At 44.8% G+C, this 23,207-nt stretch carries 16 protein-coding genes and 2 tRNA genes; 10 read left to right on the top strand and 8 right to left on the bottom strand.

What is annotated here, in order from left to right; all coding sequences use genetic code 11:
- The first annotated feature begins 235 nt into the window (after nucleotides 1-235).
- The 6 genes from CHU92_RS08250 to clpX all read left to right on the top strand — a co-directional run bounded on the left by CHU92_RS08250 (nucleotide 236) and on the right by clpX (nucleotide 6,974).
- Nucleotides 236-1,480 (top strand): OmpP1/FadL family transporter, encoded by a 1,245-nt coding sequence (locus tag CHU92_RS08250; protein WP_094414480.1) that lies wholly within the window; start codon nucleotides 236-238, stop codon nucleotides 1,478-1,480.
- Nucleotides 1,481-1,491: 11 nt separating this feature from the next.
- Entirely contained in the window at nucleotides 1,492-3,057 is a 1,566-nt protein-coding gene (locus CHU92_RS08255; RefSeq protein WP_094414482.1) for an SGNH/GDSL hydrolase family protein, read from the top strand.
- A gap of 82 nt (nucleotides 3,058-3,139) precedes the next feature.
- Nucleotides 3,140-3,478: a phage holin family protein gene (locus tag CHU92_RS08260; RefSeq protein ID WP_094414485.1), complete on the top strand. Its 339-nt coding sequence runs from the start codon at nucleotides 3,140-3,142 to the stop codon at nucleotides 3,476-3,478.
- A gap of 100 nt (nucleotides 3,479-3,578) precedes the next feature.
- A complete protein-coding gene (gene tig, locus CHU92_RS08265; RefSeq protein WP_094414487.1) occupies nucleotides 3,579-4,904 on the top strand; it encodes a trigger factor in 1,326 nt (441 codons plus the stop codon).
- Nucleotides 4,905-4,996: 92 nt separating this feature from the next.
- Nucleotides 4,997-5,671 (top strand): ATP-dependent Clp endopeptidase proteolytic subunit ClpP, encoded by a 675-nt coding sequence (gene clpP, locus CHU92_RS08270; RefSeq protein ID WP_094414489.1) that lies wholly within the window; start codon nucleotides 4,997-4,999, stop codon nucleotides 5,669-5,671.
- 70 nt (nucleotides 5,672-5,741) lie between these two features.
- Entirely contained in the window at nucleotides 5,742-6,974 is a 1,233-nt protein-coding gene (gene clpX, locus CHU92_RS08275; RefSeq protein ID WP_094414492.1) for an ATP-dependent Clp protease ATP-binding subunit ClpX, read from the top strand.
- A 183-nt stretch (nucleotides 6,975-7,157) separates the two neighbouring features.
- Here clpX and CHU92_RS15830 read toward each other — a convergent pair whose 3' ends face one another.
- Nucleotides 7,158-7,325, bottom strand: a complete 168-nt coding sequence (locus CHU92_RS15830; protein WP_165764617.1) for a hypothetical protein — start codon at nucleotides 7,323-7,325, stop codon at nucleotides 7,158-7,160.
- Nucleotides 7,326-7,404: 79 nt separating this feature from the next.
- Nucleotides 7,405-8,934 carry a GH3 auxin-responsive promoter family protein gene (locus CHU92_RS08285; RefSeq protein WP_094414496.1) on the bottom strand — a complete coding sequence of 510 codons (1,530 nt, stop codon included), beginning with the start codon at nucleotides 8,932-8,934 and terminating at the stop codon, nucleotides 7,405-7,407.
- 38 nt (nucleotides 8,935-8,972) lie between these two features.
- Here CHU92_RS08285 and CHU92_RS08290 point away from each other — a divergent pair, with 38 nt between their 5' ends.
- The gene (locus CHU92_RS08290) at nucleotides 8,973-9,767 is read left to right on the top strand and encodes a DUF2797 domain-containing protein (RefSeq protein WP_094414498.1); all 795 of its coding nucleotides are present in this window, start codon (nucleotides 8,973-8,975) and stop codon (nucleotides 9,765-9,767) included.
- 183 nt (nucleotides 9,768-9,950) lie between these two features.
- On the opposite strand, the gene CHU92_RS08295 is transcribed toward CHU92_RS08290, so the two are convergent.
- Nucleotides 9,951-12,608, bottom strand: coding sequence for an AsmA-like C-terminal region-containing protein (locus CHU92_RS08295; RefSeq protein ID WP_094414500.1), 2,658 nt, complete (start codon nucleotides 12,606-12,608; stop codon nucleotides 9,951-9,953).
- A 37-nt stretch (nucleotides 12,609-12,645) separates the two neighbouring features.
- Entirely contained in the window at nucleotides 12,646-14,409 is a 1,764-nt protein-coding gene (sppA, locus tag CHU92_RS08300) for a signal peptide peptidase SppA (protein ID WP_094414502.1), read from the bottom strand.
- A 153-nt stretch (nucleotides 14,410-14,562) separates the two neighbouring features.
- Here sppA and folK point away from each other — a divergent pair, with 153 nt between their 5' ends.
- Entirely contained in the window at nucleotides 14,563-15,699 is a 1,137-nt protein-coding gene (gene folK, locus CHU92_RS08305) for a 2-amino-4-hydroxy-6-hydroxymethyldihydropteridine diphosphokinase (RefSeq protein ID WP_094414504.1), read from the top strand.
- A 503-nt stretch (nucleotides 15,700-16,202) separates the two neighbouring features.
- On the opposite strand, the gene CHU92_RS08315 is transcribed toward folK, so the two are convergent.
- A complete protein-coding gene (locus CHU92_RS08315) occupies nucleotides 16,203-16,778 on the bottom strand; it encodes a hypothetical protein (RefSeq protein WP_094414508.1) in 576 nt (191 codons plus the stop codon).
- Between the two features lie 307 nt (nucleotides 16,779-17,085).
- Between CHU92_RS08315 and CHU92_RS08320 the strand changes: the two genes are divergently transcribed.
- A complete protein-coding gene (locus tag CHU92_RS08320) occupies nucleotides 17,086-19,227 on the top strand; it encodes a S46 family peptidase (RefSeq protein ID WP_094414510.1) in 2,142 nt (713 codons plus the stop codon).
- Nucleotides 19,228-19,453: 226 nt separating this feature from the next.
- On the top strand, nucleotides 19,454-19,675 hold the full coding sequence (locus tag CHU92_RS15555; RefSeq protein ID WP_129583034.1) for a hypothetical protein: 222 nt from the start codon (nucleotides 19,454-19,456) through the stop codon (nucleotides 19,673-19,675).
- Nucleotides 19,676-20,078: 403 nt separating this feature from the next.
- On the opposite strand, the gene CHU92_RS08335 is transcribed toward CHU92_RS15555, so the two are convergent.
- The 3 genes from CHU92_RS08335 to mutS form a co-directional block, all read right to left on the bottom strand.
- A tRNA-Leu gene (locus CHU92_RS08335) sits at nucleotides 20,079-20,164 on the bottom strand.
- A gap of 14 nt (nucleotides 20,165-20,178) precedes the next feature.
- A tRNA-Gly gene (locus tag CHU92_RS08340) sits at nucleotides 20,179-20,251 on the bottom strand.
- A gap of 146 nt (nucleotides 20,252-20,397) precedes the next feature.
- Nucleotides 20,398-22,965, bottom strand: a complete 2,568-nt coding sequence (gene mutS / locus CHU92_RS08345; RefSeq protein WP_094414516.1) for a DNA mismatch repair protein MutS — start codon at nucleotides 22,963-22,965, stop codon at nucleotides 20,398-20,400.
- Between the last annotated feature and the right edge of the window lie 242 nt (nucleotides 22,966-23,207).

Consider the following 23,207-nt stretch of genomic DNA (forward strand, 5'->3'; position numbering starts at 1 on the left):
AGAAACCGGCAATATGCTGTTGGTTTTAAGTTTTAATTAATGATTTACAGCATTTGGTAGGCCTGTTCTATAAGATGATATTCAGGAGGTTAAAATTTTAAAATTAATTTTTAGCAATGAAAATATTTTTTTATTATGAATGCATAATATATTTCCTGAATTTATTGTATAATCGATATTTTATTATAATTTTGATATAGAGAAACCCAAATTAATTCTAACACCATTATTAACTATGAGAAAACTATTATCACTAACTATAATGGCTATATCAGTTACTTCCGCCTTCGCAGGGGGGTACCGGGTGAGCCTTCAGGGCCAGAAGCAGCTTGCTATGGGCCATACCGGTGTGGCAGTGGTTAACAGTGCGGAAGTACTGTTTTTTAACCCGGCAGGTATGGCTTTTTTAGAAAATGATTTTAACGCATCTATTGGAGGCAATGCTTTATTTTCAAGGACAAAATTTCAAAACAGCACCTACAACTGGAAATCATCAACCGAAAATTTTGGCACACCCTTTACGGCCTATGTTGCTTACAGGGTTAATGACTGGCTTTCGGCCGGGCTTGCCGTATATACCCCTTACGGCAGTTCGGTTGATTGGGACCAGGACTGGCAGGGTTCGCACCTGGTAAACAATATTGACCTTATGGCAGTATACATACAGCCTTCCATAGCCTTAAAAATAAGTGACAGGTTCAGTATCGGTGGCGGGCCGATATTCGTAACAGGAAGCGTTGAGTTTAACAGGAACCTTTCACGAAGCCTTATCAATGAGCAGATGCAAAGGAGTGATGTTACTATTGATGCTTCTAATGTAACAGCATGGGGCTGGACTGCCGGCTTTATGTTTAACCCGGTTGACGAAATGCGTATAGGTCTTAATTACCGTTCTGAAATCACTATGGAAGCCCGGGACGGTGATGCCACTTTCCATGATATTCCGGCATTCCTGCAAGGTACTTTTTCAAATACCACATTTAACGCTGATCTTCCTTTGCCGGCAGAACTTACAGTGGGGCTGTCGTATGAGTTTAGTGATAAATTCATGATGGCGTTTGATTATAACAGGGCATTCTGGAATGTATATGATGCCCTTGTGGTAGATTTTGCCAACAATGTACCCACTTCGGTAAACCCGAGGAACTATAAAGATGCCAGTACTTACAGGGTAGGGGCACAATATAAGGCTAACAGCAAGTTCGCTATCCGTGCAGGCTGGTATTTTGACGAAAGCCCAGTGCAGGATGGCTATTTTGCACCTGAAACGCCGCGTAATGATTCTATGGGCTTTACAGGGGGCTTAACCTACCAGATAACACCAAAACTGGGTGTTGATGTTTCCTTCCTGTACCTGCATTTCAAAGAAGTGGATAATTCATACGACTATTACAGCGAAGACGGCACACTCGTTGGCTTTGAAGGCACATACAAAAATGTTGTGTTCTCTCCGGGTGTTGGTTTAACATACAGCTTTTAATAAAATTAACTATGAAAAATAAATTTATATATATAGCAATACTCACCGCAGGATTTGCCGCGTGCGAGCCTGAATTTGAAAATGAGCTGAGTAACTCGAGCTACAGTGCCGGTGATGCTGATTTTAGTTCTTATGTCGCATTGGGTAACTCCCTTACGGCCGGTTTTATGGACGGCACCGTATCAAGGGTAAGCCAGCAATACTCATATCCCAACCTGTTGGCACAGCAGTTTGCGCTGGTAGGCGGAGGTACATTTACACAGCCTTCTTATGCAGAAGATGTTAATAACACCGGCGGCATAAGCGGCATACCGGGTTTTAACACAAGGCTGATACTTGATGCCGGCTCACAGTCGCCCGAACCCATTAACCAGCCTTCAACCATAACATTGGCACCCCAGGCTACCGCTTTTAATAACATGGGCGTACCCGGGGCAAAATCGTTCCACCTGCTGGCGCCGGGCTACGGTAACCCGGCGGGGCTCCAAACAAACCCGCTTTCGGCCAATCCGTATTACGTAAGGCATGCAACATCGCCCAATGCCAGGATCATTGATGATGCCATGGCAAAGAATCCTACTTTCTTTACCAACTGGATAGGAAGCAATGATGTGCTCGCTTATGCCACTTCGGGCGGACTTGGTGTTAACCAGCTTGGCAATACAAATGTTGCTTCATATGGCTCCAATGATATTACTGACCCAACAGCATTTGCCGGCGTTTATTCTGCAACAATAAACACCCTTACGGCAAACGGTGCAAAAGGCGTTGTGGCTACCATACCTAATGTTACATCCATACCTTTTTTCACTACGGTACCCTACAACCCGCTGACAGCGACTGTGCTGGGCAATGGCAACGTAGCTAACGGACAGGCGGCTATACAGCAGGCCAATGTGCTTTATGCGCAACTGAGGCAAATCCTATCATTTTTTGGCCAGGCCAACAGGATTAGCCTTTGGACTCTTGAAGGACGAAACCCACTGCTCATCCGGGATGAATCACTTACTAACTTAAGCGCCCAGATAAGGGGGGCTCTGCTCGCATCAGGGCTGAGTGACCAACAGGCAACATTCTACGGGCAAACATTTGGGCAGGCAAGGCAGGCTAATGCTAATGATCTTGTTCTTTTACCAACCCGTGCAGTTATAGGCACGGCGCCAAATGGTGTCCCTGCTCCACTGAATGCTTTCGGTATCTCATATCCCCTTCAGGACGAGCATGTGCTTACGGCTGCTGAAATTATCCAGGTTAACACCGCAACAACGGCTTTTAATAATAGTATAAGGGCAATTGCCGAATCTAAAGGCCTTGCCATAGCTGATATGAATGCCATACTGAACCAGCTTGTAAGCGGCCTTAGGGTTGAGGACGGCCAGATTTATACAGCAAACTATTTCAGCACCTCGAGAATTAATACTACATTGTTCTCGCTTGATGGTATTCACCCTAACGCACGGGGGTATGCCATAATAACCAATGAAATCATAAAGGTTATAAACCGGCATTACAATGCAAGGCTGCCGCTGGTAAGTGCCGGTAATTTTCCTGGGGCAACCATTCTGCCAACAAATTAAACAACAACATGTAAGTATACATTGAAAAAGCATCGGTATTGTCTGGTGCTTTTTTTATTTTTGCACCTTAAGAGCTACAATTATGAAAACCATAATCAATATTATCCTTACTACCATACTTGTTATGGTCATTTCTTATCTTATGCCAGGAGTAACGGTTAACGGCTATCTTGATGCCTTAATTGTGGCGCTTGTACTGGGCCTGCTAAACATTTTTGTAAAACCGCTACTTGTTTTATTGACCCTTCCTGCTACAATTTTTTCACTGGGCCTGTTTCTTTTGGTTATCAATGCCGTGATTATACTGCTCTGCGATGCTTTAGTGGATGGTTTTAGTGTTGATTCATTCTGGAAGGCATTACTTTTCAGCTTGGTACTGTCGTTCTGCCAGGCTGTTACATCCCGCATTACAGGTAAGTAACAGTATATTGACATACAATAGTTTAAAAACTTGTAAGGGTTGCAAAAATGCTTTACTTTTGCCACCCTAATTTATGATGTTTCAATAAACTAATTTCAGGATGAATATTACAAAAAATCAGGTAGATGCATTGAATGCTGTGGTTACAGTGGCAATAACTAAGGAAGATTATAAGGAAAATGTAGATAAGGTTCTGCAAAACTACAGGAAAAATGCAAGTATTCCGGGTTTCAGGAAAGGTGCCGTGCCTATGAGCCTTATACAAAAGCAGTATGGCAAGGCTGTGCTCCTTGATGAGGTGAATAAACTGCTTCAGGCTAAACTTAACGATTATCTTGTTGAGGAAAAGCTGGACATCCTGGGTAACCCCCTGCCAAAAGTTACGGAAGATTTTAACTGGGATGCCGAAGATTATTCATTTGATTTTGAAATTGGCCTTGCCCCTGAATTTACAGTTGACCTTGGGGCCAAAAATAAGCTGGTAAAGTACAACATTGTTGCCGATGATAAAATGCTTGATGAGCAGGTAGAGCGCATACAAAAGCAATACGGTAAACTGATTTCTAAAGATACGGTTGAAGAAGGCGACGATATCCGCGGTACGTTTACTAACGAGGAGAAAGGCATCAGCAACACTACAACCATCAGCACAGGCATTTTCAAGGATAAGAAGGCCGCTAAGAAGTTCATCGGCAAGAAAGCAGGTGATGTGGTTACGCTTTCAACCAAAGGACTTTTTGATGATGACCACAAGCTTATGGATTACCTGAAAGTAGGCCATGATGATGTGCACGGGCTTGACATTGAAGTAAATTTTACAATTGAAGAAATAAACACTTCTGAAAAAGCGGAGCTTAACCAGGAGCTTTTTGATAAACTTTTCGGTGAAGGTGTGGTGTCATCAGTTAATGAGCTGAAGCAAAAGATAAAAGAAGATGCCGAGCAGCAGTTTGCCTCTCAGGCTGACCAGAAGTTCCTTAACGATGTTACGGAGTGGCTGCTTGAAACAACAAAATTTAACCTTCCTGCCGATTTCCTTAAAAAATGGATACAAACTGTAGGGGAAAACCCGCTAAGCGCTGAGCAGGCTGAAGAAGAATATGCAAAGAGTGAGAACGGCCTGCGCTACCAGCTTATAGAGGGGAAAGTTATTACCGAAAACAACCTACAGACAACTTTTGGAGATCTTAAGGACTATACAGCCAATGTTATCAGGAGGCAGATGGCACAGTTCGGCCAGATGAACCCTACCGATGCCGATGTGGAGAACATTGTGGCCAGGGTACTGTCAAACAAAGATGAGGTTAAAAGGGTGTCTGAGCAGGTAATGAGCGAGAAAATGCTTAACCTTTTTAAAGAAAAAGTTAAATACGCTGCCAAAAAGGTTACCTATCAGGACTTTATCAAAGAGATGTACGGGGAATAATTTTCTCGTAAAAAATGAGTATATTTGAACGTCAAACTGTACAGGTTTGGCGTTTTTCATTCATTTTACTAAATTTTAATTAAAAAAAGTTTATGAACTACGGTAAAGAATTCAGGAAATATGCCACAAAACACCATGGCATTAATAACTTATATTATGACAAGCTTGTTAATCGTGTTACCCCTACGGGCCTCACGCCCTATATTATGGAAGAGCGCCAGCTGAATGTGGCACAGATTGATGTTTTTTCGCGCCTAATGATGGACAGGATCATTTTCCTGGGCACGGGTATTGACGACCAGGTGGCCAACATTGTACAGGCGCAGCTTTTATTTCTGGAAAGCACTGATGCTTCAAAAGACATACAGATATACATCAACTCGCCGGGCGGCAGCGTGTATGCCGGCCTTGGCATGTATGATACCATGCAGTACATAAGGCCTGATGTGGCTACTATCTGTACCGGTATGGCTGCTTCAATGGGTGCTGTATTATTGTGTGCCGGCGCTGCCGGTAAACGTTCGGCGCTGCCGCATTCAAGGGTGATGATTCACCAGCCATCCGGCGGCGCACAGGGTGTTGCCAGCGACATGGAAATAAACCTGCGCGAAATGCTTAAGCTTAAAGAGGAGCTTTACAGGATCATATCCAAACATTCAGGCCAGGATTATGACAAGGTGTACAGGGACAGCGAACGCGACTACTGGATGAAAGCCCCTGAGGCTAAAGAATATGGCATGGTTGATGAAGTGCTAATAAGAGAATAAATTTTTAATATCTGCGTTATAAGGCATCAGGTGGTTTTAAGCCTGGTGCCTTTATACAAAAAATCAAGTAATGGCTAAAGAAGTATTAGAGTGCTCATTTTGCGGAAGGAAAAAGCCGGAAACCAATTTACTGATTGCGGGCATAAGTGCGCATATATGCGACCGCTGTATTGAGCAGGCGCATGGCATTGTGCTGGAAGAGCTGAAACAAAGCGGGCATACCGCCCTTGCTGCCGACCTGGAGCTGAAAAAGCCCAAAGAGATACGTGCATTCCTGGATCAGTATGTTATTGGCCAGGACCAGACAAAAAAAGTGCTGTCAGTAGCGGTATATAACCACTACAAAAGGCTGATGCAGCAACAGGGCGAAGATGAGGTTGAGATTGAAAAGAGCAATATATTGATGGTAGGGCAAACCGGTACCGGTAAAACGCTTGTGGCTAAAACTATTGCCCGTATGCTGAACGTGCCGCTTACAATTGTTGATGCTACCGTGCTTACCGAAGCAGGTTATGTAGGTGAGGATGTGGAGAGCATATTAACGCGCCTGTTACAGGCTGCCGATTATGATGTAAAGAAAGCTGAACGCGGTATTGTGTTTATTGACGAAATAGACAAAATTGCCCGCAAGAGCGATAACCCATCCATTACACGCGATGTATCGGGCGAAGGTGTGCAGCAGGCTTTGCTCAAGCTGCTTGAAGGCACTGTAGTTAACGTTCCGCCCAAAGGCGGACGCAAGCACCCTGACCAAAAATTTATTGAAGTGAACACCCAGAACATCCTCTTTATTGCAGGTGGCGCGTTTGACGGTATTGAGCGCATTATATCGCGCAGGCTAAACCGCCAGGCTGTGGGTTACAGCACATCAAAGAACAATGATAACATTGACCAGGACAACCTGCTGCAGTACATTATTCCTAAAGATGTAAAGGACTTCGGGCTTATCCCGGAAATTATTGGCCGTATGCCGGTTTTAACACACATGGACCCACTGGACAGGGAAACCCTGCGTGCCATCCTTACAGAGCCTAAAAATGCTCTTATCAAGCAGTACCAGAAACTGTTTGCTATGGACGATGTAGAGCTTACTGTTTCAGACGACGCGCTGGATTACATTGTGGAGAAAGCATTAGAATATAAGCTGGGGGCAAGGGGCCTCCGCTCACTGTGCGAAGCCATACTTACCGAAGCTATGTATGAGCTTCCGGGTTCGGATGATAAAGAATTGTATATAGACCGCGACTATGTGGAGCACCACCTGAGCAAAACATTGATGAAACGCCTAAAGGCAGCTTCCTAGTAGTGATTTAGTAGTAATCAGTATTTAGTTGGCAGTTACATTCACGCTGAGCTTGCCGAAGCGCACAACTTTATATATAAATAAAACCTTTTTTAAAACCTTTGAGGTGTTTGCTTTTAAAATCATTTAAGCATCTAATCCTCGAAGTGTGTAATAAAATCCCGCTCATTTGAGCGGGATTTTTTATGTGTTTTGTGTGGTTTTGGTCGGGTTTGTTTTTAAAACTTCTTGTTTTGTGTTGCTGTCCACAATGCAGCGCCTCTTGTTGCAGCCGTACCTTTTAGGCCCGCATGATGTTATAAGTACCAAAAGTGCAGCAGCGCCAAGCACAAGTAAAGACTTCCTTTTCATTATATCATATTTTCTCATTGCAGCGCAAAGATAATACCAAACAAATTATAAGCTAAGAAGTTATCTGTTAAATTTCGTTTCAGGCAGTAACTGTATTATCCTGCATGGCTTTCAGTTCCTCGAGGTATTTTCGTTCATTACTAAGCCTTGGTATCTTGTGCTGCCCGCCCAGTTTGTCCTGCGCCTTAAGCCAGTCATAAAAAAGTTTAGGGCGTGCCACATTAAGCACCAGCGGGTTTAGCGTCATGTTGTTGTAGCGCTTGGCCTCATAGTCGCTGTTCACGCTTTGCAGCGTCTCATCAAGTGCCTGGCGGAATTTATCCACATCTTCAGGATGCCTGCCAAATTCTACAATCCACTCATGGGCACCCTTCTCCCTGCCTTCCATAAAAATGGGGGCAACAGTATAGTCCACTACTTCAGCGCCTGTAAGTTCACAGGCTTTGGCAATGGCTTTATCCGTATTCTCTACCATAAGCTCCTCGCCAAATACATTAATATGGTGCTTGGTCCTTCCTGTTATTTTTATCCTGTAGGGGCTTACTGAAGTAAACCGTACCGTATCGCCAATAAGGTAACGCCACAACCCTGCGTTGGTGGTTATCACTACCGCATAATTTTTGTTCAGTTCCACATCGGCAAGCCTCACGGCCTTCTGGTCAGGAGTGCCGAAGGTATCCATCGGGATAAATTCGTAGAAAATACCGTAATCCAGCATCAGCAGCAGCTCGTTGCTGTCGTTAGTGTCCTGTATGGCAAAAAACCCTTCAGAGGCATTGTAGATTTCGTAGTATTTAAAATCAGTTTTGAGCAGTATCTTTTTGTACTGTTCCCTATACGGTTCAAAGCTAACCCCACCATGAAAGTAAACTTCTACATTGGGCCATATTTCCGGCAGTGTGGCTTTGCCTGTTTCTTCCAGTATCTTGTTCATGAGCACCAGCATCCATGAGGGTACACCCGCAAAGCTGGTTACATTTTCAGTAAGCGTTTCTTTTACTATGGCCGGTATTTTGGTTTCCCACTCGCTCATTAGTGATACTTTGTTGCTCGGCGTGCTGCTGAACTCTGCCCATATAGGCATATTATCAATTAGTATAGCCGAAAGATCGCCAAAAAAAGTATTGTTATCCTCATATATCTGCTTGCTGCCGCCCAGCCTCAGGCTTTTCCCGGTAAATAGCTGCGAATCTTCATTATTGTTCAGGTACAGGCACAGCAGGTCCTTTCCGGCTTTGTAGTGGCAGTCTTCCAGCGCTTCGTTACTCACGGGTATAAACTTGCTTTTGGCATTAGTGGTGCCGCTTGATTTGGCAAACCACTTTATCTGCGTAGGCCAGAAAACATTCTGCTCTCCCTTACGCGTCTGCTCTATCATGGGTTCCAGGTCTTCATAAGCTGATATCGGTACCCTTTCGGCAAATGTGCTGTAGTTTTTTATTGTGCTGAAGTCATACTTTTTACCTGTTGCAGTGTTTTCAGCTGTTTTTAATAGGCTGAAAAGCAACTCTTCCTGTACCTCGTGCGGGTATTTCAGGAACAGTTCTATCTGGTGTATGCGTTTCTTCAGTATCCAGGATGCTATCGAATTGATTATCGACAATGCCATATTTTAGTATCTTTATGCCCTAAAAGTACAAATTTTACATGCAATACGAAGGCGTTTTAACAAAAATGCAGGCAGAAGCAGGCAGCCCCATACAGTACTACCTGGTGTTTGAAGATAGCTTTCTGCACATGAACCAGTTACTGGGCAAACCATTTGAGATTACCTTTATGGGGTACCAGTGCCTGCACTGCAGCAAAAAGAAGAAAATATACCGCATGGGCTATTGCTATGACTGTTTTTATGTAATACCGGGAGCAGGCGACTGGATAATGCGCCCTGAACTGAGTACTGCACACCTTGACGTGGCCGACCGCGACCTGGAATATGAAAAGAAGGCCCAGCTGCAGCCGCATATTGTGTACCTTGCCTCAGCCAGTGATATGAAAGTAGGCGTGACACGAAAAACACAGGTGCCCACACGCTGGATAGACCAGGGGGCAAGCCAGGCAATAGCACTGGTGGAAGTGCCTAACCGCTACCTTGCCGGAATAACCGAAGTAGCGCTAAAAAGCCACTTTTCCGACAAGATAAACTGGAAAAAGATGCTGCTGAATGAAATTGCACCCATAGATTTGACAGAACGCCGCAGATTTGTACAGCCGCTGTTGCCGGATGAGGTGCAGCAATATTTTGAAACCACAGGAGAGAAGATTTATAACCTTGAGTACCCGGTATTAGAGTACCCTAAAAAGATAAGCAGCCTTAACCTGGTTACCACCCCCGTTTTTGAGGGTAAGCTGACAGGGATTAAAGGCCAGTACCTGATGTTTGAGGATGGGACCGTATTTAATGTGCGGGCCTTTGAAGGCTTTGGTGTAAGGATTAACGTGTAAAAAAAAAGAGGCTGTCTCAAAATGCTGTAACAGCATCTTTGTCATTAGCTTTGTATAGTAATCATTTAGATTCTTCACTTCATTGCATTAATGACACTTTTGAGACAGCCCCTTTTTATTTATTTCCTGCAGGCTCCAATACAAATGAACACTGGACACTGCCTACTGACCCCTGAATACTAACTACTCTTCCTTTTTCTCTTTTTTCCTGAAAAGGTTCCTTACAGCATCTGTAGCTTTGCTTTTAACAGCTTCGCCGGCTTTTTCTTTCAGCTCCTGGTTGGTTTTCGGTGTTTGGGCTTTAGCAGTGTCTGTTGTGGTAGTGTTGTTGTTTTTCCCCTTAATAAGATTATTAAGGGCATTTACACCCTGCTGCTTATACTTATCTTTTTGCTGTTTAACCAGCTGCTGCGTAAGGTTGGTAACCGTCTTGCTCACGTCAGTGCTGATCTTAGGATTCTGGAAAGTTCCTGTAACAAGCGCTGTAACAGGTACGCTTATTTTATTTGCTTCGGCAGGGCTTAGGGAGCTTAGTAGTTTTGTAACTTCGGGGCTAAGGTATTTGGCCGGTACATCAAAGTTTACATTATAGCTCATGCTCTGGTCAAAACCATGCTGCCCGCCCACCTGTATAGCTATATCCTGGTATTTAAGGTTAATGGGCTTTATATTTACCTTACCGTTCTCAAAGCTCAGATTGGCCTTCAGGTCGTTAAGGTTAAGCTTGTTCAGGTCAATAAACTTCAGGTTATTATCAAGTGCTGTAAGCAGCTTTGAGTTCTTTTCATTAATAGTAGTTGACAACAGCTGCCCCATAAGGCTGCCGTTTATTGATTTAAGGTCAGGGGTCATCTCCCTGGCATCAAGGTTCCCCTGCACATTTACGGTTGATGTAAGTTTGCCGTTAATTACACTGGCTATAGGTGCAATAGACTTCAGCATGTCAAGCTGCGTGAACGACTGCCCGATATCAACCCTGTTGAGCGACAGATCAACATCAAACTTAGGTGTGTTGCCCTTTGTCGATACATTTCCGTTCAGGCCAATCTGCCCACCGAATATGTCAGTTTTTACATTTTGTAGTGCCACCGCTTCATCCCTTATGATCATTTTACCCGAAACATTCTTCAGGTTTAGGTTGTCATACACTACAGTTCCCGCCTTTGCGGTAATAGTGCAGTCAAGGAAAGCAGGTATCTTTACTGCATCGCCGGCTTTCCTGGTTTCGGTGGTTTTGGTGCCGTCTTCTTTTTTGGTGCTTACGGTTTTTGTTTGTGGCGCCATGAAATCAGCTACCAACAAACGGCTTGAGCTCATATTGAAGTTACCTTTTAGCACCTGGTCTTTAAAAACAAAACCGTAAAAGTTATCCAGCGTACCTGTAATAGCCACATCCGAACTTCCTGTTTTGGCAGTAAACTGGCTCAGGTTTACCCTGCTTGGGTTAAACTGCACATCAGCACGGTTAATAGTTACAGGTTTTGCCATGGCATCTCCTGAATAGGTAAATCCGCTGAGGCTTATGCTGCCCGAATTTTGTATCCTTTCATACTGGCTCGCTTCCACAGATTTCATGTCGAATTTAGTCTTCACGTCAGCTTTAAGGATACCCGATAACGGTACGCTTAGTTTTACAGGGTAGGCTTTGGCAAAGTTGCCCAGGTTGATGGTACCTTTAAGGCTGGCATCAACAAGAGCGTTTTCTGCCAGATTCCTGATAGTGGCTTTTGCCCCGAAAACGTCCTGGTCAATCCTGAAAGACAGGTTGTCCAGGTTTACATAAGTATCATTCGTTACTCCTGTTTCGTTAATGATCTTCGTGTCAATAACAATGTTTTCTACTGCTTTTGGAAGGTCAGGATATTTAAAGGAAGCATTATTGGATGCTATGGCGATATTGAATTTAGGGATTGTAGTATCGGTCATGGCGCCTTTAACCATACCATTAATGGTAAAATCACCCTCTGTTTTTACATTTGCAAGATTACCCGAGTAGCTTTCCGGTATCAGTCCGAGGAAATTTTTAAATGATGATGATGGGGTTTTAAAGGTTAGGTCATACTGCTGGCCGGTCTCCAGTATTGCAATGCTTCCGTCAAACTCAAGAGGCAGCTGGTTAATAAGCGCCTTATTGTTCTTAAACGTATAGATGCTTTTTTCAAGATCAAGTCCCAGCACAGCGTCCAGCTTAAGGGCTATATTACGCATGTAATTGGTCTTGTCCATATCCAGCGTAAGCCTAGCAGTGGTGTGCGTATCAAGGTCCAGTCTGCTTTGCGCAAAGTTGCCCTTGCCGCTATGGTTAAGGCTGTCAATTACCATCTGCATCCTGGAGCGCTCGTCATAGTAGCGGAAACGGAGGTTCTCAATTTCGTAATTCTGCATGTTTAGCGCAAATGGTTTGGAGGGTTCACCACCCGGCTGCTCTTCCTTGTCTTTTATGGCGATATCAAAATTGCCAAGGCCGTTTTTATTGAAAAGGATATTTATTACCCCGTTTTTTGTGGTAAGCGATTCTACGCTCATAGCTTCGCCGTCGCCTTTAAAAAGTTCTTTAACCGACATTTTCAGGTTCAGCTCACCAAGGTACACCAGCGTATCGCCTTCAAAAGGCGCCTTATTGATGATGCTTAGCTTTTCGACCGTTACATTGGCCTGCGGAAAACTTTTAAAAAGGCTCAGGCTCACGTCTTCAAAGTTCACCTTTGCGTCAACCTGCTCATTAACGGCTTTCAGTACCATTTCCTCAATTTTACTTTTAAAAAGGAAGGGTGCAGCTAACAGCAGTATTATAATGACCAGCAGTGTAATCCCCGTCCATTTCAATATCTTCTTAGCCATAGTATTTTTTATTTGGTGTATTAATTACTAACGGATTTTACCTGATGTTTATTTCATAAGGCAGTATCAGCTGCGGCCCCCTTAGCTGTGAAGCCCTCCTCATGCGCTCAATGATCCTGTAATTTTCTTCACCTACCTCTTCCTTAATGAATTCCTCCTTACTTTGGGCAAAAGGCATTTTGCCCGACAGTAGCTTCTCAAAGGTCATTTCATATTCAGGGTAATCCTCTATGCTATAATCTTTAGCCTTGCCCAGTTTGGCGGCATACTTTATAGCGTCGTCAAGGCTCCCCAGTTCATCTACCAGCCCTATTTTTACAGCATCGGCACCGGCCCACACACGGCCCTGGCCTATGGCATCAACCTGTTCAGGCGTCATTTTACGGCCTGTGGCTACACGGCTCACAAACGTTGTATATATTTTTTCTACACCTTCCTGTACTACGGCGCGGGTATTATCCTGCAGTGGTGTAAACAGGCTGTAGCCGGAGGCATTGCTGTGGGTGTTCACCTGCTCGGTGTGTATGCCTACCTTATCCGACAGCTGTGTAAGGTTTGGCAATACGCCGAATACACCGATTGAGCCTGTTATAGTGTTTGGTTCAGCAAATATCCTGCTGGCATTGCATGATATGTAATACCCACCCGATGCGGCCACGTTGCCCATTGATACCACCACGGGTTTTTTCTTTTTGGTTAGCTCTATTTCCCTCCAGATAAGTTCTGATGTCAGCGCGTTTCCTCCCGGTGAATCTACCCGAAGCACTACAGCCTTCACGTCTTTGTCTTCACGGGCTTCTTTTAGGGCTTCCCTCATGGCGCCTTCGCCAACCACGGTAAGGTCTCCCTCGCCGCCCATTATTTCACCCTGTGCATAAACAACGGCAATTTTATCAGTGCCGCTGTTCAGCAGGTCAGACAGTTCGGCGGTTTGTACGTAATCAAGTATGTCAACAGAATTTATTTCCTCATCCTTCTTTATTTTAAGGGCTTTGCGTATGCCGTTCTCAAATTCATCAACATAACCGATCTTATCAATAAGTTTTGATGCCTTTGCCAGTTCAGGCGTGCGCGCCGAAAGGTTTTCGGCAATGCTGTTAACGCTCTCAACGGTTATTTTCCTGCTTTTGGCAATATCAGCCGCCATGGATGACCATACAGTGTTAAGCAATACAGTAAGCTGTTCCCTGTTTTCAGGGCTCATTTCGTTGCTCAGGAAAGGCTCTACGGCACTCTTGTACTTACCGTGGCGTATGACTTCAAATTTTATCCCTGATTTTTCCTGGAAATCCTTAAAGAACATCACTTCTGATGAAAGCCCTTTAAATTCTACCTCGCCTACAGGGTTCAGGTAAACCGTATCGGCAACTGAGCTTAAGTAATAGTCGGCCTGCGTATAGGTGTCGGCATAGGCTACCACAAACTTGCCTGATTGCTTAAATTCTTCAAGTTTCCTGCGCAGTGCTTTTGTTTGTGCCATGCCCAGCTGCGATGTGGTATTGGTAAGGGTTATGCCTTTTATCTTGGTGTCTTTTTTAGCGGCATTAATAGCTTTCAGCACATTTACAAGCCCGTCTTTAGGCTCATCGTTAAGAAAGGCAAACTCATCATTATAAAATTTGCCGGCATAATCATTTTTTACCTCGGCAATATCAAGCTCAATCACTGAATTTTCTTTCACTTGCACCGTTTTTTCGCTGCCGCCGGCAATGATGCCGATAAGCACAACAAAAAAGAACAGGATGAAACAAAACAGGAATAGGCCTACTATAGTGGCCAGTACATTTTTTAAGAATTGCATAATGTCAAAATATTTTTTTTGATATGTATCAAAAATACAACATCTGTTACAAAATATGTGTATCCGGGGCTGCAAAGTGCTCCTTTGTAAATTTATTAACAGTAAGATAATTTGTACAACGGCTTTACAATTGTTTTGTTTACTTTGCACCGTATGAAATTCCAGAACGAGGCAATATTATCATTAGGCAGCAACAGCGGCAACAGGCTGCAGCACATTACCTCGTGCATCAGCTACATCCATAACCATATTGCCACAGTAGTAAGCGTATCGGCTGTTTATGAAACGCCCTCGTGGGGTTTTAAGGGTGATGATTTTTATAATTGTGCCGTAACAGTGCATACCTGCCTGCCTGCGCGGGCATTGCTTGCGGCCCTGCTTGAGGCAGAGCGGCATATGGGCAGGGAACGCAGCGGCAGCGGTTACAGCGCACGTACTATTGATATTGACATTATATCTTTTAATGACAGTATGATAGACGAAATCAGCCTGCAGGTACCACACCCGCGCATGCACGAAAGGAAATTTGTCCTGTATCCCCTCCGGGATATAAAGCCGGGCTGGATACACCCCGTACTAAAAAAAAATGTCGGCACCCTCATAGCCGAAACAACCGACAGCGCAGCAATAAAACACGCCGCCACACTGGAAGCGCCCATGGCAGGGTTGCGCCTCAACAGGTACAACTACATAGCCATTGAAGGTAATATCGGCGCGGGCAAAACCACCCTGTCCGGCAAAATTTCAGAAGATTTCAATGCAAAACTGGTACTCGAACGCTTTGCCGATAACCCGTTCCTGCCCAAATTTTATAAGGACCAGGCCAGGTATGCCTTTTCACTCGAGATGTCATTCCTGGCCGACAGGTACCAGCAGCTTACCGACGACCTTTCGCAGTTCGACCTGTTCCGGGATTTTGTCGTGGCCGACTATCATATATTTAAATCACTGATCTTTTCTAAGGTAACCCTGACTGAAGATGAGTACCGCCTTTACCGCAAGCTGTTTGATATAATTTACAGGGAAATACCGCGCCCCGGCCTTTATATTTACCTCTACCAGGATACTCAAAGGCTGCTGCAGCACATAAAAAAGCGCGGCCGCAGCTACGAGCAGGATATTGATGCTGATTACCTCGAAAAAATAAATAAGGGGTATCTTGACTTCATAAAAACCGAGGCCGGCAGGAATGTGCTCATACTGGACGTGTCCGGCAGGGATTTTGTAAACAGCCAGGCCGATTATATCTGGATTCTCAGCCAGGTAGCTAAAGTAAAAGGCCCGGATTAAACACAAAATAGCAGTTTTAGCCGCATTGCAGCAATTCACAATCTTTTAAATAATTCTTGGAGCGTTGGGCTAAGCGCTCCTCTGTCAGGGCTTGGTCCCGCCGTCCGCTATATCTCCCCGCCGCAAAAGCAGGCGTCGGGGAGGATGCCGCTCCCGTCGGGGCTAGGCCTTAACAGTAGCTTAGTCCCGCCGGCTATCAATCAGGGTAATCTACAATGGCATTACCCAAGGCAGCAAAGCCTTCAGAAAAACATATTCATAAGTAGGTATATGGCCGCTACTAGAGGAAAAATCAATATAAAAATTTTTACTTTGTTAGCTTTTTCCGGCTCCAATATTTTAAATCGATAAATTGAAAAACCAACTGATATAAAGCTTAACAACAATATTATTATATTGGCAATTGGATTATAGATTCCAACAGTCAATATAATTAGTAGTGCAATTAGTGCATTAATAAGAGGTATTTTTTTTATAAATCTACTCATCTCATCTAACTATAACTATTTTCCGGCTACACAATCGTCATAATTTGCGATACAAAGCGCATGGCCAGCTGCTTGTGCAAGGGCTGCACCTGTATGGCATCCTAAGATAATAGTTAGGCCTAAAGTTTCAACATCTAAGGCACCACAGGCTGTATGAGCTAAAACGGCAGCTCCAATTACCCCAACATCACACCAACGTTTTTTCCAAGTACAGCTCATAGTTGGCACTTCAACAGGATCTGGATGTAATACAGGAATTTGAAATTTTATTAGTCCATCTTTAACTAAACTATATTTTGTTTCTTCAGTTAAAGAAGATATTTTATATTTATTTTCTAAGTAGGTATATCTCTCAAATTGCTTTTTTGCAAATTCTATATATTTACCTCTTGATTCAAAACCTAGTGCATTGATAACTTCATCCGTATTGTTTTCCGTTATTTTACTATCTTTAAATCGGACAATATCCTCAGTTTTTAGTTTTTCTAAAGCATAATATTCAGCATACAAATAGTCTTTAAAAGTTGAATCATCTAAAATAGCAGGGTCATAATCAATAACTCTCTTAGTATTAACAATATTATCAGTCAATGATTCATTTGTATTTTTGTCATTATATTCAATACTGTCTTCAGAGCAAGATGCAGATATTAAAACTGTAGATAAAATTAAAACACTAGTTTTTTCTAATAATTTTTTTCATTTATATTTAATAGTTTAAATTAAGTATCGCATCTTGTCGACTCATGCGGTGCAAATATATAAATTAAATTGATAATTACAGATGTTGCAATTTTTTTAAAGATTTTTTATTTATTGATGCCTTTTAATACGCCTTTAACAAGATGCTGCTTTATCATAAAATGACTAACTTGCGGCCACAACAATTAAAATCATTATGAAATTACTACGTATACTGGTACTGCTGCTTGTGCTGCCCGCTTATGCGCAGCAGGGCGGCATGTGGATACCCTCGCTGCTCAAAGGCATGAACGAAAAAGAAATGAAAAGCCTGGGCATGAAGATGAGCGCACAGGACATTTATGATGTCAATAAATCGAGCCTCAAAGACGCCGTGCCGCATTTTAACGGCGGGTGTACTTCTGAAGTAATATCGCCCAGGGGGCTGCTGCTCACCAACCACCACTGCGGCTATGACGAGATACAGTCGCACTCCACGATAGACCATGACTACCTGGCCAACGGGTTCTGGGCCATGAACCTTGCTGAAGAGCTGCCAAACCCGGACCTGGAAGTTACTTTCATAGCCCGCATTGAAGATGTTACTACAAAGGTGCTGGAAGGCACGGCATCATTAGCTGAACAGGAGAGGCAGAAAAAGATACAGGAAAATATTACCCGCCTTACCGCATCGTTGCCAAAAGAGCCATGGCAGGAAAACAGGATTCGTACCTTTTACGAAGGCAACCAGTACATGCTTTTCGTTACCGAAACCTACAAAGATGTGCGCCTGGTAGGAGCGCCGCCGTCATCAATCGGTAAATTTGGGTCAGATACCGATAACTGGGTATGGCCGCGGCATACCGGCGACTTTTCGCTGTTCCGTATTTATGCCGACAAAAACAACAGGCCGGCCGCCTACTCAAAAGACAATGTGCCGTACACGCCAAAGCATTTTTTGCCGGTTTCATTAGGAGGCGTTAAGGAGGATGACTTTACGCTGGTGTTTGGCTATCCCGGCAGGACTACCGAGTACCTGCCGGCCGTAGCGGTGGAGCAGGTTGTAAACAGCCTTAATCCCGCCAAGATTGAAGTGCGCGACGCTGCCCTTAAAGTAGCTGACGGCTTTATGCGTAAAGACCAGGCTATAAAAATACAATATGCCGCAAAATATGCCAGCATAGCCAATTACTGGAAGAAATGGATAGGGGAGAGCCAGGGGCTAAAGAAAACTAATGCAGTGGCGCTCAAGCGGGCGCAGGAAAAAGAGTTTATGGCCCGTGTGGCCAAAGCCGGGAAACAGGCCGAATACGGCAGCCTGCTTACTGATTTTGAAAAAAACTACAACGAAATTGCTCCTTATGCGCTTGCCCGGGATTACTTTACCGAAGTAGTCCTGCGCAATACCGAACTGCTTACCATAGCCTACAGGCTGTACCAGCTGGAGCAGGTATACAGCACAAAAGGCGGGCAGGCTTTCAATGATAGGAAAGAGAACCTGGTTACCGGCATGGCCGGCGTGTATAAAGATTTTAACAGGACAGTTGATGAAAAGGTATTTGAACAGCTAATCGAGATATACGCAACTAAATCGCCGCGCCAGTTCCTGCCAAAAGAGCTGCTTACTACAGATTATAAAAAACTCACCGCTGAAATCTACAGCCAGTCCCGGATTACAAGCTACGAAGGCTTTAAGCAATTACTGGAAGGCGATACCAAAACCGTGATTGACAGGCTGAACGCTGACCGGGGCTATCAGTTTGCCAAAGCCATAGCGGAGGCTTACGTAAAAAATGTAGCGCCGGGGTATGATCAGATAAACCTCAAAATAACGGCGCTACAGCGCGCCTATATGAAGGCAATACTGGAACTGAGCCCTGAAGAGGCCAGGATTTTCCCGGATGCCAACAGCACGCTCAGGGTAACCTATGGCAAAGTAAAAGGCTATGAACCCCGTGATGCCGTATATTATGAGCCGGTAACCTACCTGGACGGGGTAATGGAAAAATACATACCCGGCGATTATGAATTTGATGTACCACAGAAACTCATTGAGCTGTACAATAAAAAAGATTACGGCCGCTATGGTGTCAATGGCAAAATGCCGGTTTGCTTCATAGGCACCAACCATACGACAGGAGGTAACTCCGGCAGCCCGGCTATTGATGCAAAAGGAAACCTTATAGGCCTGAATTTTGACCGGGTGTGGGAAGGCACTATGAGCGACATCCATTATGACCCCTCAATATGCAGGAACATAATGGTTGATATGCGCTATGTACTGTTTATTATTGATAAGTTTGCCGGCGCTACCCACCTGGTGAGCGAAATGAAGCTGGTAAACGTGCCTAAAAAGTAACAGGACGGTATAGCCAATACCTTACAAGTGCCCTGATATTTTGGTAAAAGAAGGTAAATTTTTAAAAAAAAGTATAGTGGGGATTATCTGGCGAAAACGTTATCATTAAGCAATTGAAATTCAGTAAGAAAACATTTAAAAAAAAATTTCGGGTAAATATTTTATCATATTAAAAAATTTATATCTTTGCTCCGAATTAATAATTAACCTTTTATAATTTAGTAAGATGAAAAAAGTTGTTTTAAGCCTTGCACTTGTAGCTATCGTTTCTCTTGTATCATGCAAGAAGACAGAAGGTGAAAATACAGAAGCTACTACTGACTCTACTGCTGTTGAAGCTCCGGTAACTGAAACTCCAGCTCCTGCTCCAGCTGATTCTGCTGCTGCTCCAGCTGATTCTGCTGCTACTCCTGCTACAGAAGCTGCTCCGGCTGCTCCTGCTCACTAAGAGTTTGCAAGTAAAAAGTATCAAAGCTCCTGCACCGCGGGGGCTTTTTGTTTTTATGGCATTCCTGTACAGGCTATAGCCTGTTATGCCCCGATAGCGCAGTATGGATTTTCTGTTTATTGCGGATAAAGGCTTGCCGGTATATCCCGGTGTTTGGGGTTAGCCCCGATCGGAGCGGCATCCTCCCCGCCGCCTGCTTTTGCGGCGGGGAGATAGAGTGTAGAGCGGGTGCTGGCGCTGCCAAACAAGCGCTGTGCCGGCTGCTCCTGATGCCGGGCGCGCTTATAAATTGGGTAACCGGGCGGTATAAAGTTTTTGCCCCTGGGTTTCGGGTGTGAGGCAAAGGAAGCCGGACGGGGGATTAACAAAAAAGCCCCAAACATTTGTCTGAGGCTTTAACTTGTACTCAAGGCGGGACTTGAACCCGCACGGACATTGCTGCCCACTGGATTTTAAGTCCAGCGTGTCTACCAATTCCACCACTCGAGCCACTGGTAGTGTTGAGCGAAAAACGGGATTCGAACCCGCGACCTCCACCTTGGCAAGGTGGCGCTCTACCAACTGAGCTATTTTCGCATTATTTTACAACCGCTGTTGGTTCAGTATTGCGGATGCAAATGTAGCACAGAATTTTGATTTTGCAAGCCTTTTTCTAAAAAAAATTAAGCAAAAAGCATAACCTTCTGATAACGTTTAGCTTAAAAATAAAGTATTTTTCCGCATCACTTCACCAGCATCCGCTTTATCTCGTTCAGCTTCATTAATGCCTCTACGGGCGTCAGGGTGTTTATGTCCAGGTTGATTATCTCTTCTTTTATTTCTTCCAGCAACGGGTCGTCCAGATGAAAAAAGCTGAGCTGCATCTCGTCCTTGGCTGATGCCTTTACACTGGCAAGCGCCTCGCCGGAATGGTCCTTCTCCAGCTTTTTAAGCAGCTTTTGTGCTTTTTGTATCACAGTTTGCGGCATGCCCGCCATTTTGGCCACGTGTATCCCGAAACTGTGTGCAGAGCCACCCTTCACCAGCTTGCGGATGAAAAGCACTGTATCCTTAAGTTCCTTTACCGACACATTGTAATTCCGGATGCGTTCAAAAATGTCCTGCATCTCGTTCAGCTCATGGTAATGTGTGGCAAAAAGCGTTTTAGGCTGCGCCGGGTGCTCATGCAGGAATTCGGCTATGGCCCATGCTATGGAGATACCGTCATAGGTACTGGTGCCCCGGCCAATCTCATCAAGCAGTATCAGGCTGCGCTCCGATATATTGTTCAGGATGCTTGCCGTTTCGTTCATTTCTACCATAAAGGTTGACTCGCCCATGGATATATTGTCTGACGCGCCAACGCGGGTAAATATCTTATCTACAACACCCATCCGCACGCTTTCGGCCGGCACAAAGCTGCCCATCTGGGCCAGCAGTACAATTATGGCAGTCTGCCGTAAAATGGCTGATTTTCCGGACATGTTAGGCCCTGTGATCATGATGACCTGCTGCTGTGAGCGGTCCAGGTAAACATCATTGGTAATGTAGGGCGTGCCTACGGGCAATTGCTTTTCAATAACGGGGTGGCGGCCTTCTTTTATGTCAAGGTCAAAACTGTCGTCAATTTCCGGGCAGACATATTTATTTTCTATGGCCAGCTGCGCAAAAGAGGCCAGGCAGTCTACCTGCGCGATAAGTCCGGCATTGAGCTGTACAGGCTTTATGTAGGTTGCAATCCACACCACAAGCTGTTCGAACAGCTGCGCTTCTATCTGTTGTATCTTTTCTTCGGCACCCAGTATCTTGCTCTCATATTCTTTCAGTTCCTCGGTGATGTACCGTTCGGCATTTACCAGTGTCTGCTTGCGTATCCATCCCTGGGGCACTTTGTCCTTATGGGTGTTCCGCACCTCAATGTAGTACCCGAAAACATTGTTGAAGGATATTTTTAGCGAAGTGATACCCGTACTTTCCGACTCTCTTTTTTCTATGGCCTCTAAATATTCTTTGCCGGAATAGGCTATGGCACGCAGCTCGTCAAGCTCCGGGTTAACGCCTTTGGCTATGGCATTTCCCTTGCTTATGGCCACGGGGGCGTCAGGGTTGAGGGTTGCCTTGATTTTTTCCCTTAGCAGTTCGCAGCTGTGCAGGCTGTCGCCAATGGCTTTGAGCGCTTCGTTATGGCTTTCCAGCGCAATGGTTTTTACAGGCACAATGGCGTCCAGCGATTCTTTAAGGTAAATTACCTCGCGTGGCGATACCCTGCCTGTGGCTATCTTGCTGATAAGCCTTTCAAGGTCGGATACCTGCTTTATCTGCTGCTGGAATTTTTGCAGCACATCGTTGTTTTCTTTGAGGTAGCCCACAACTTCATGGCGCGCCCTTATTTTATGCGCATCTTTCAGCGGCAGGGCCAGCCAGCGTTTTAAAAGCCTGCTGCCCATGGGCGAAAGCGTTTTATCGATAACATCGAGCAGCGTCACGGCATTAGGGTTAGCGCTGTGGTAGAGTTCCAGGTTACGTATGGTAAACCGGTCCATCCACACGTAGGCGTCTTCGGCTATACGCTGTATGGCCGTAATATGCTGCACTTTGTTGTGCTGCGTTTCCGAGAGGTAATACAGCACGGCGCCCGAGGCTATAACGCCTTCCTGTAAATCCTCAACGCCGAAGCCTTTAAGGGAGTTGGTACCGAAATGGGTGGTGAGGCTTTCAAAGGCATAGTCTTCCTTATATACCCAGTCTTCCAGGTAAAAAGTGTGGTAGTCACCGCCGAATATTTCCCTGAAATTATTTTTTTCGGCCTTAGGCACCAGTACTTCACTGGGGCTGAAGTTTTGCAGCAGCTTGTCAATGTACTCCTCATTTCCCTGTGCCGTAAGGAATTCGCCGGTTGATACGTCAAGGAACGATATACCCAATGTTTTCCTGCCGAAATATACGGAGGCCAGGAAATTGTTAGATTTGGCCTGCAGCACTTCATCGTTCATGGAAACACCCGGCGTGACCAGTTCGGTAACACCGCGTTTCACAATGGCCTTGGTCATCTTGGGGTCTTCCAGCTGGTCGCATATTGCCACGCGCAGCCCTGCCTTTACCAGTTTTGGCAGGTAGGTGTTGAGCGAATGGTGCGGAAATCCCGCCAGCGCCGTTTCGGCTTCGGTGCCGTTGCCCCTTTTGGTAAGTACAATGCCCAGTATGCCGGCGGCCCTTATGGCATCTTCGCCAAAGGTTTCATAAAAATCGCCCACGCGGAACAGCAGGCAGGCATCAGGGTATTTGGCCTTGATGCTGTTGTACTGCTTCATTAGCGGGGTTTCTTTTGCCGGTTTTTCTTGTGTAGCTGCCAAAGTATATGGGTTAGATTACAATGGCGAATTTAAACAAATCCGCAAAAAGAATAAGCGGCTGTTGGGTGTATTTTGTTGTAGTGACGGGCTAACATATTCTCATTGAAAACCGTCCACACTTTCTTTGCCGCTCCCCCCCGCGTGAGGGATAGGAGCGGAAAGCCCGCAATGGAGCGCAGCGGAATGAGGACTTGCAGCGG

Source organism: Flavobacterium cyanobacteriorum, assembly GCF_002251835.1.
Lineage (GTDB): Bacteria > Bacteroidota > Bacteroidia > Flavobacteriales > Flavobacteriaceae > Flavobacterium > Flavobacterium cyanobacteriorum.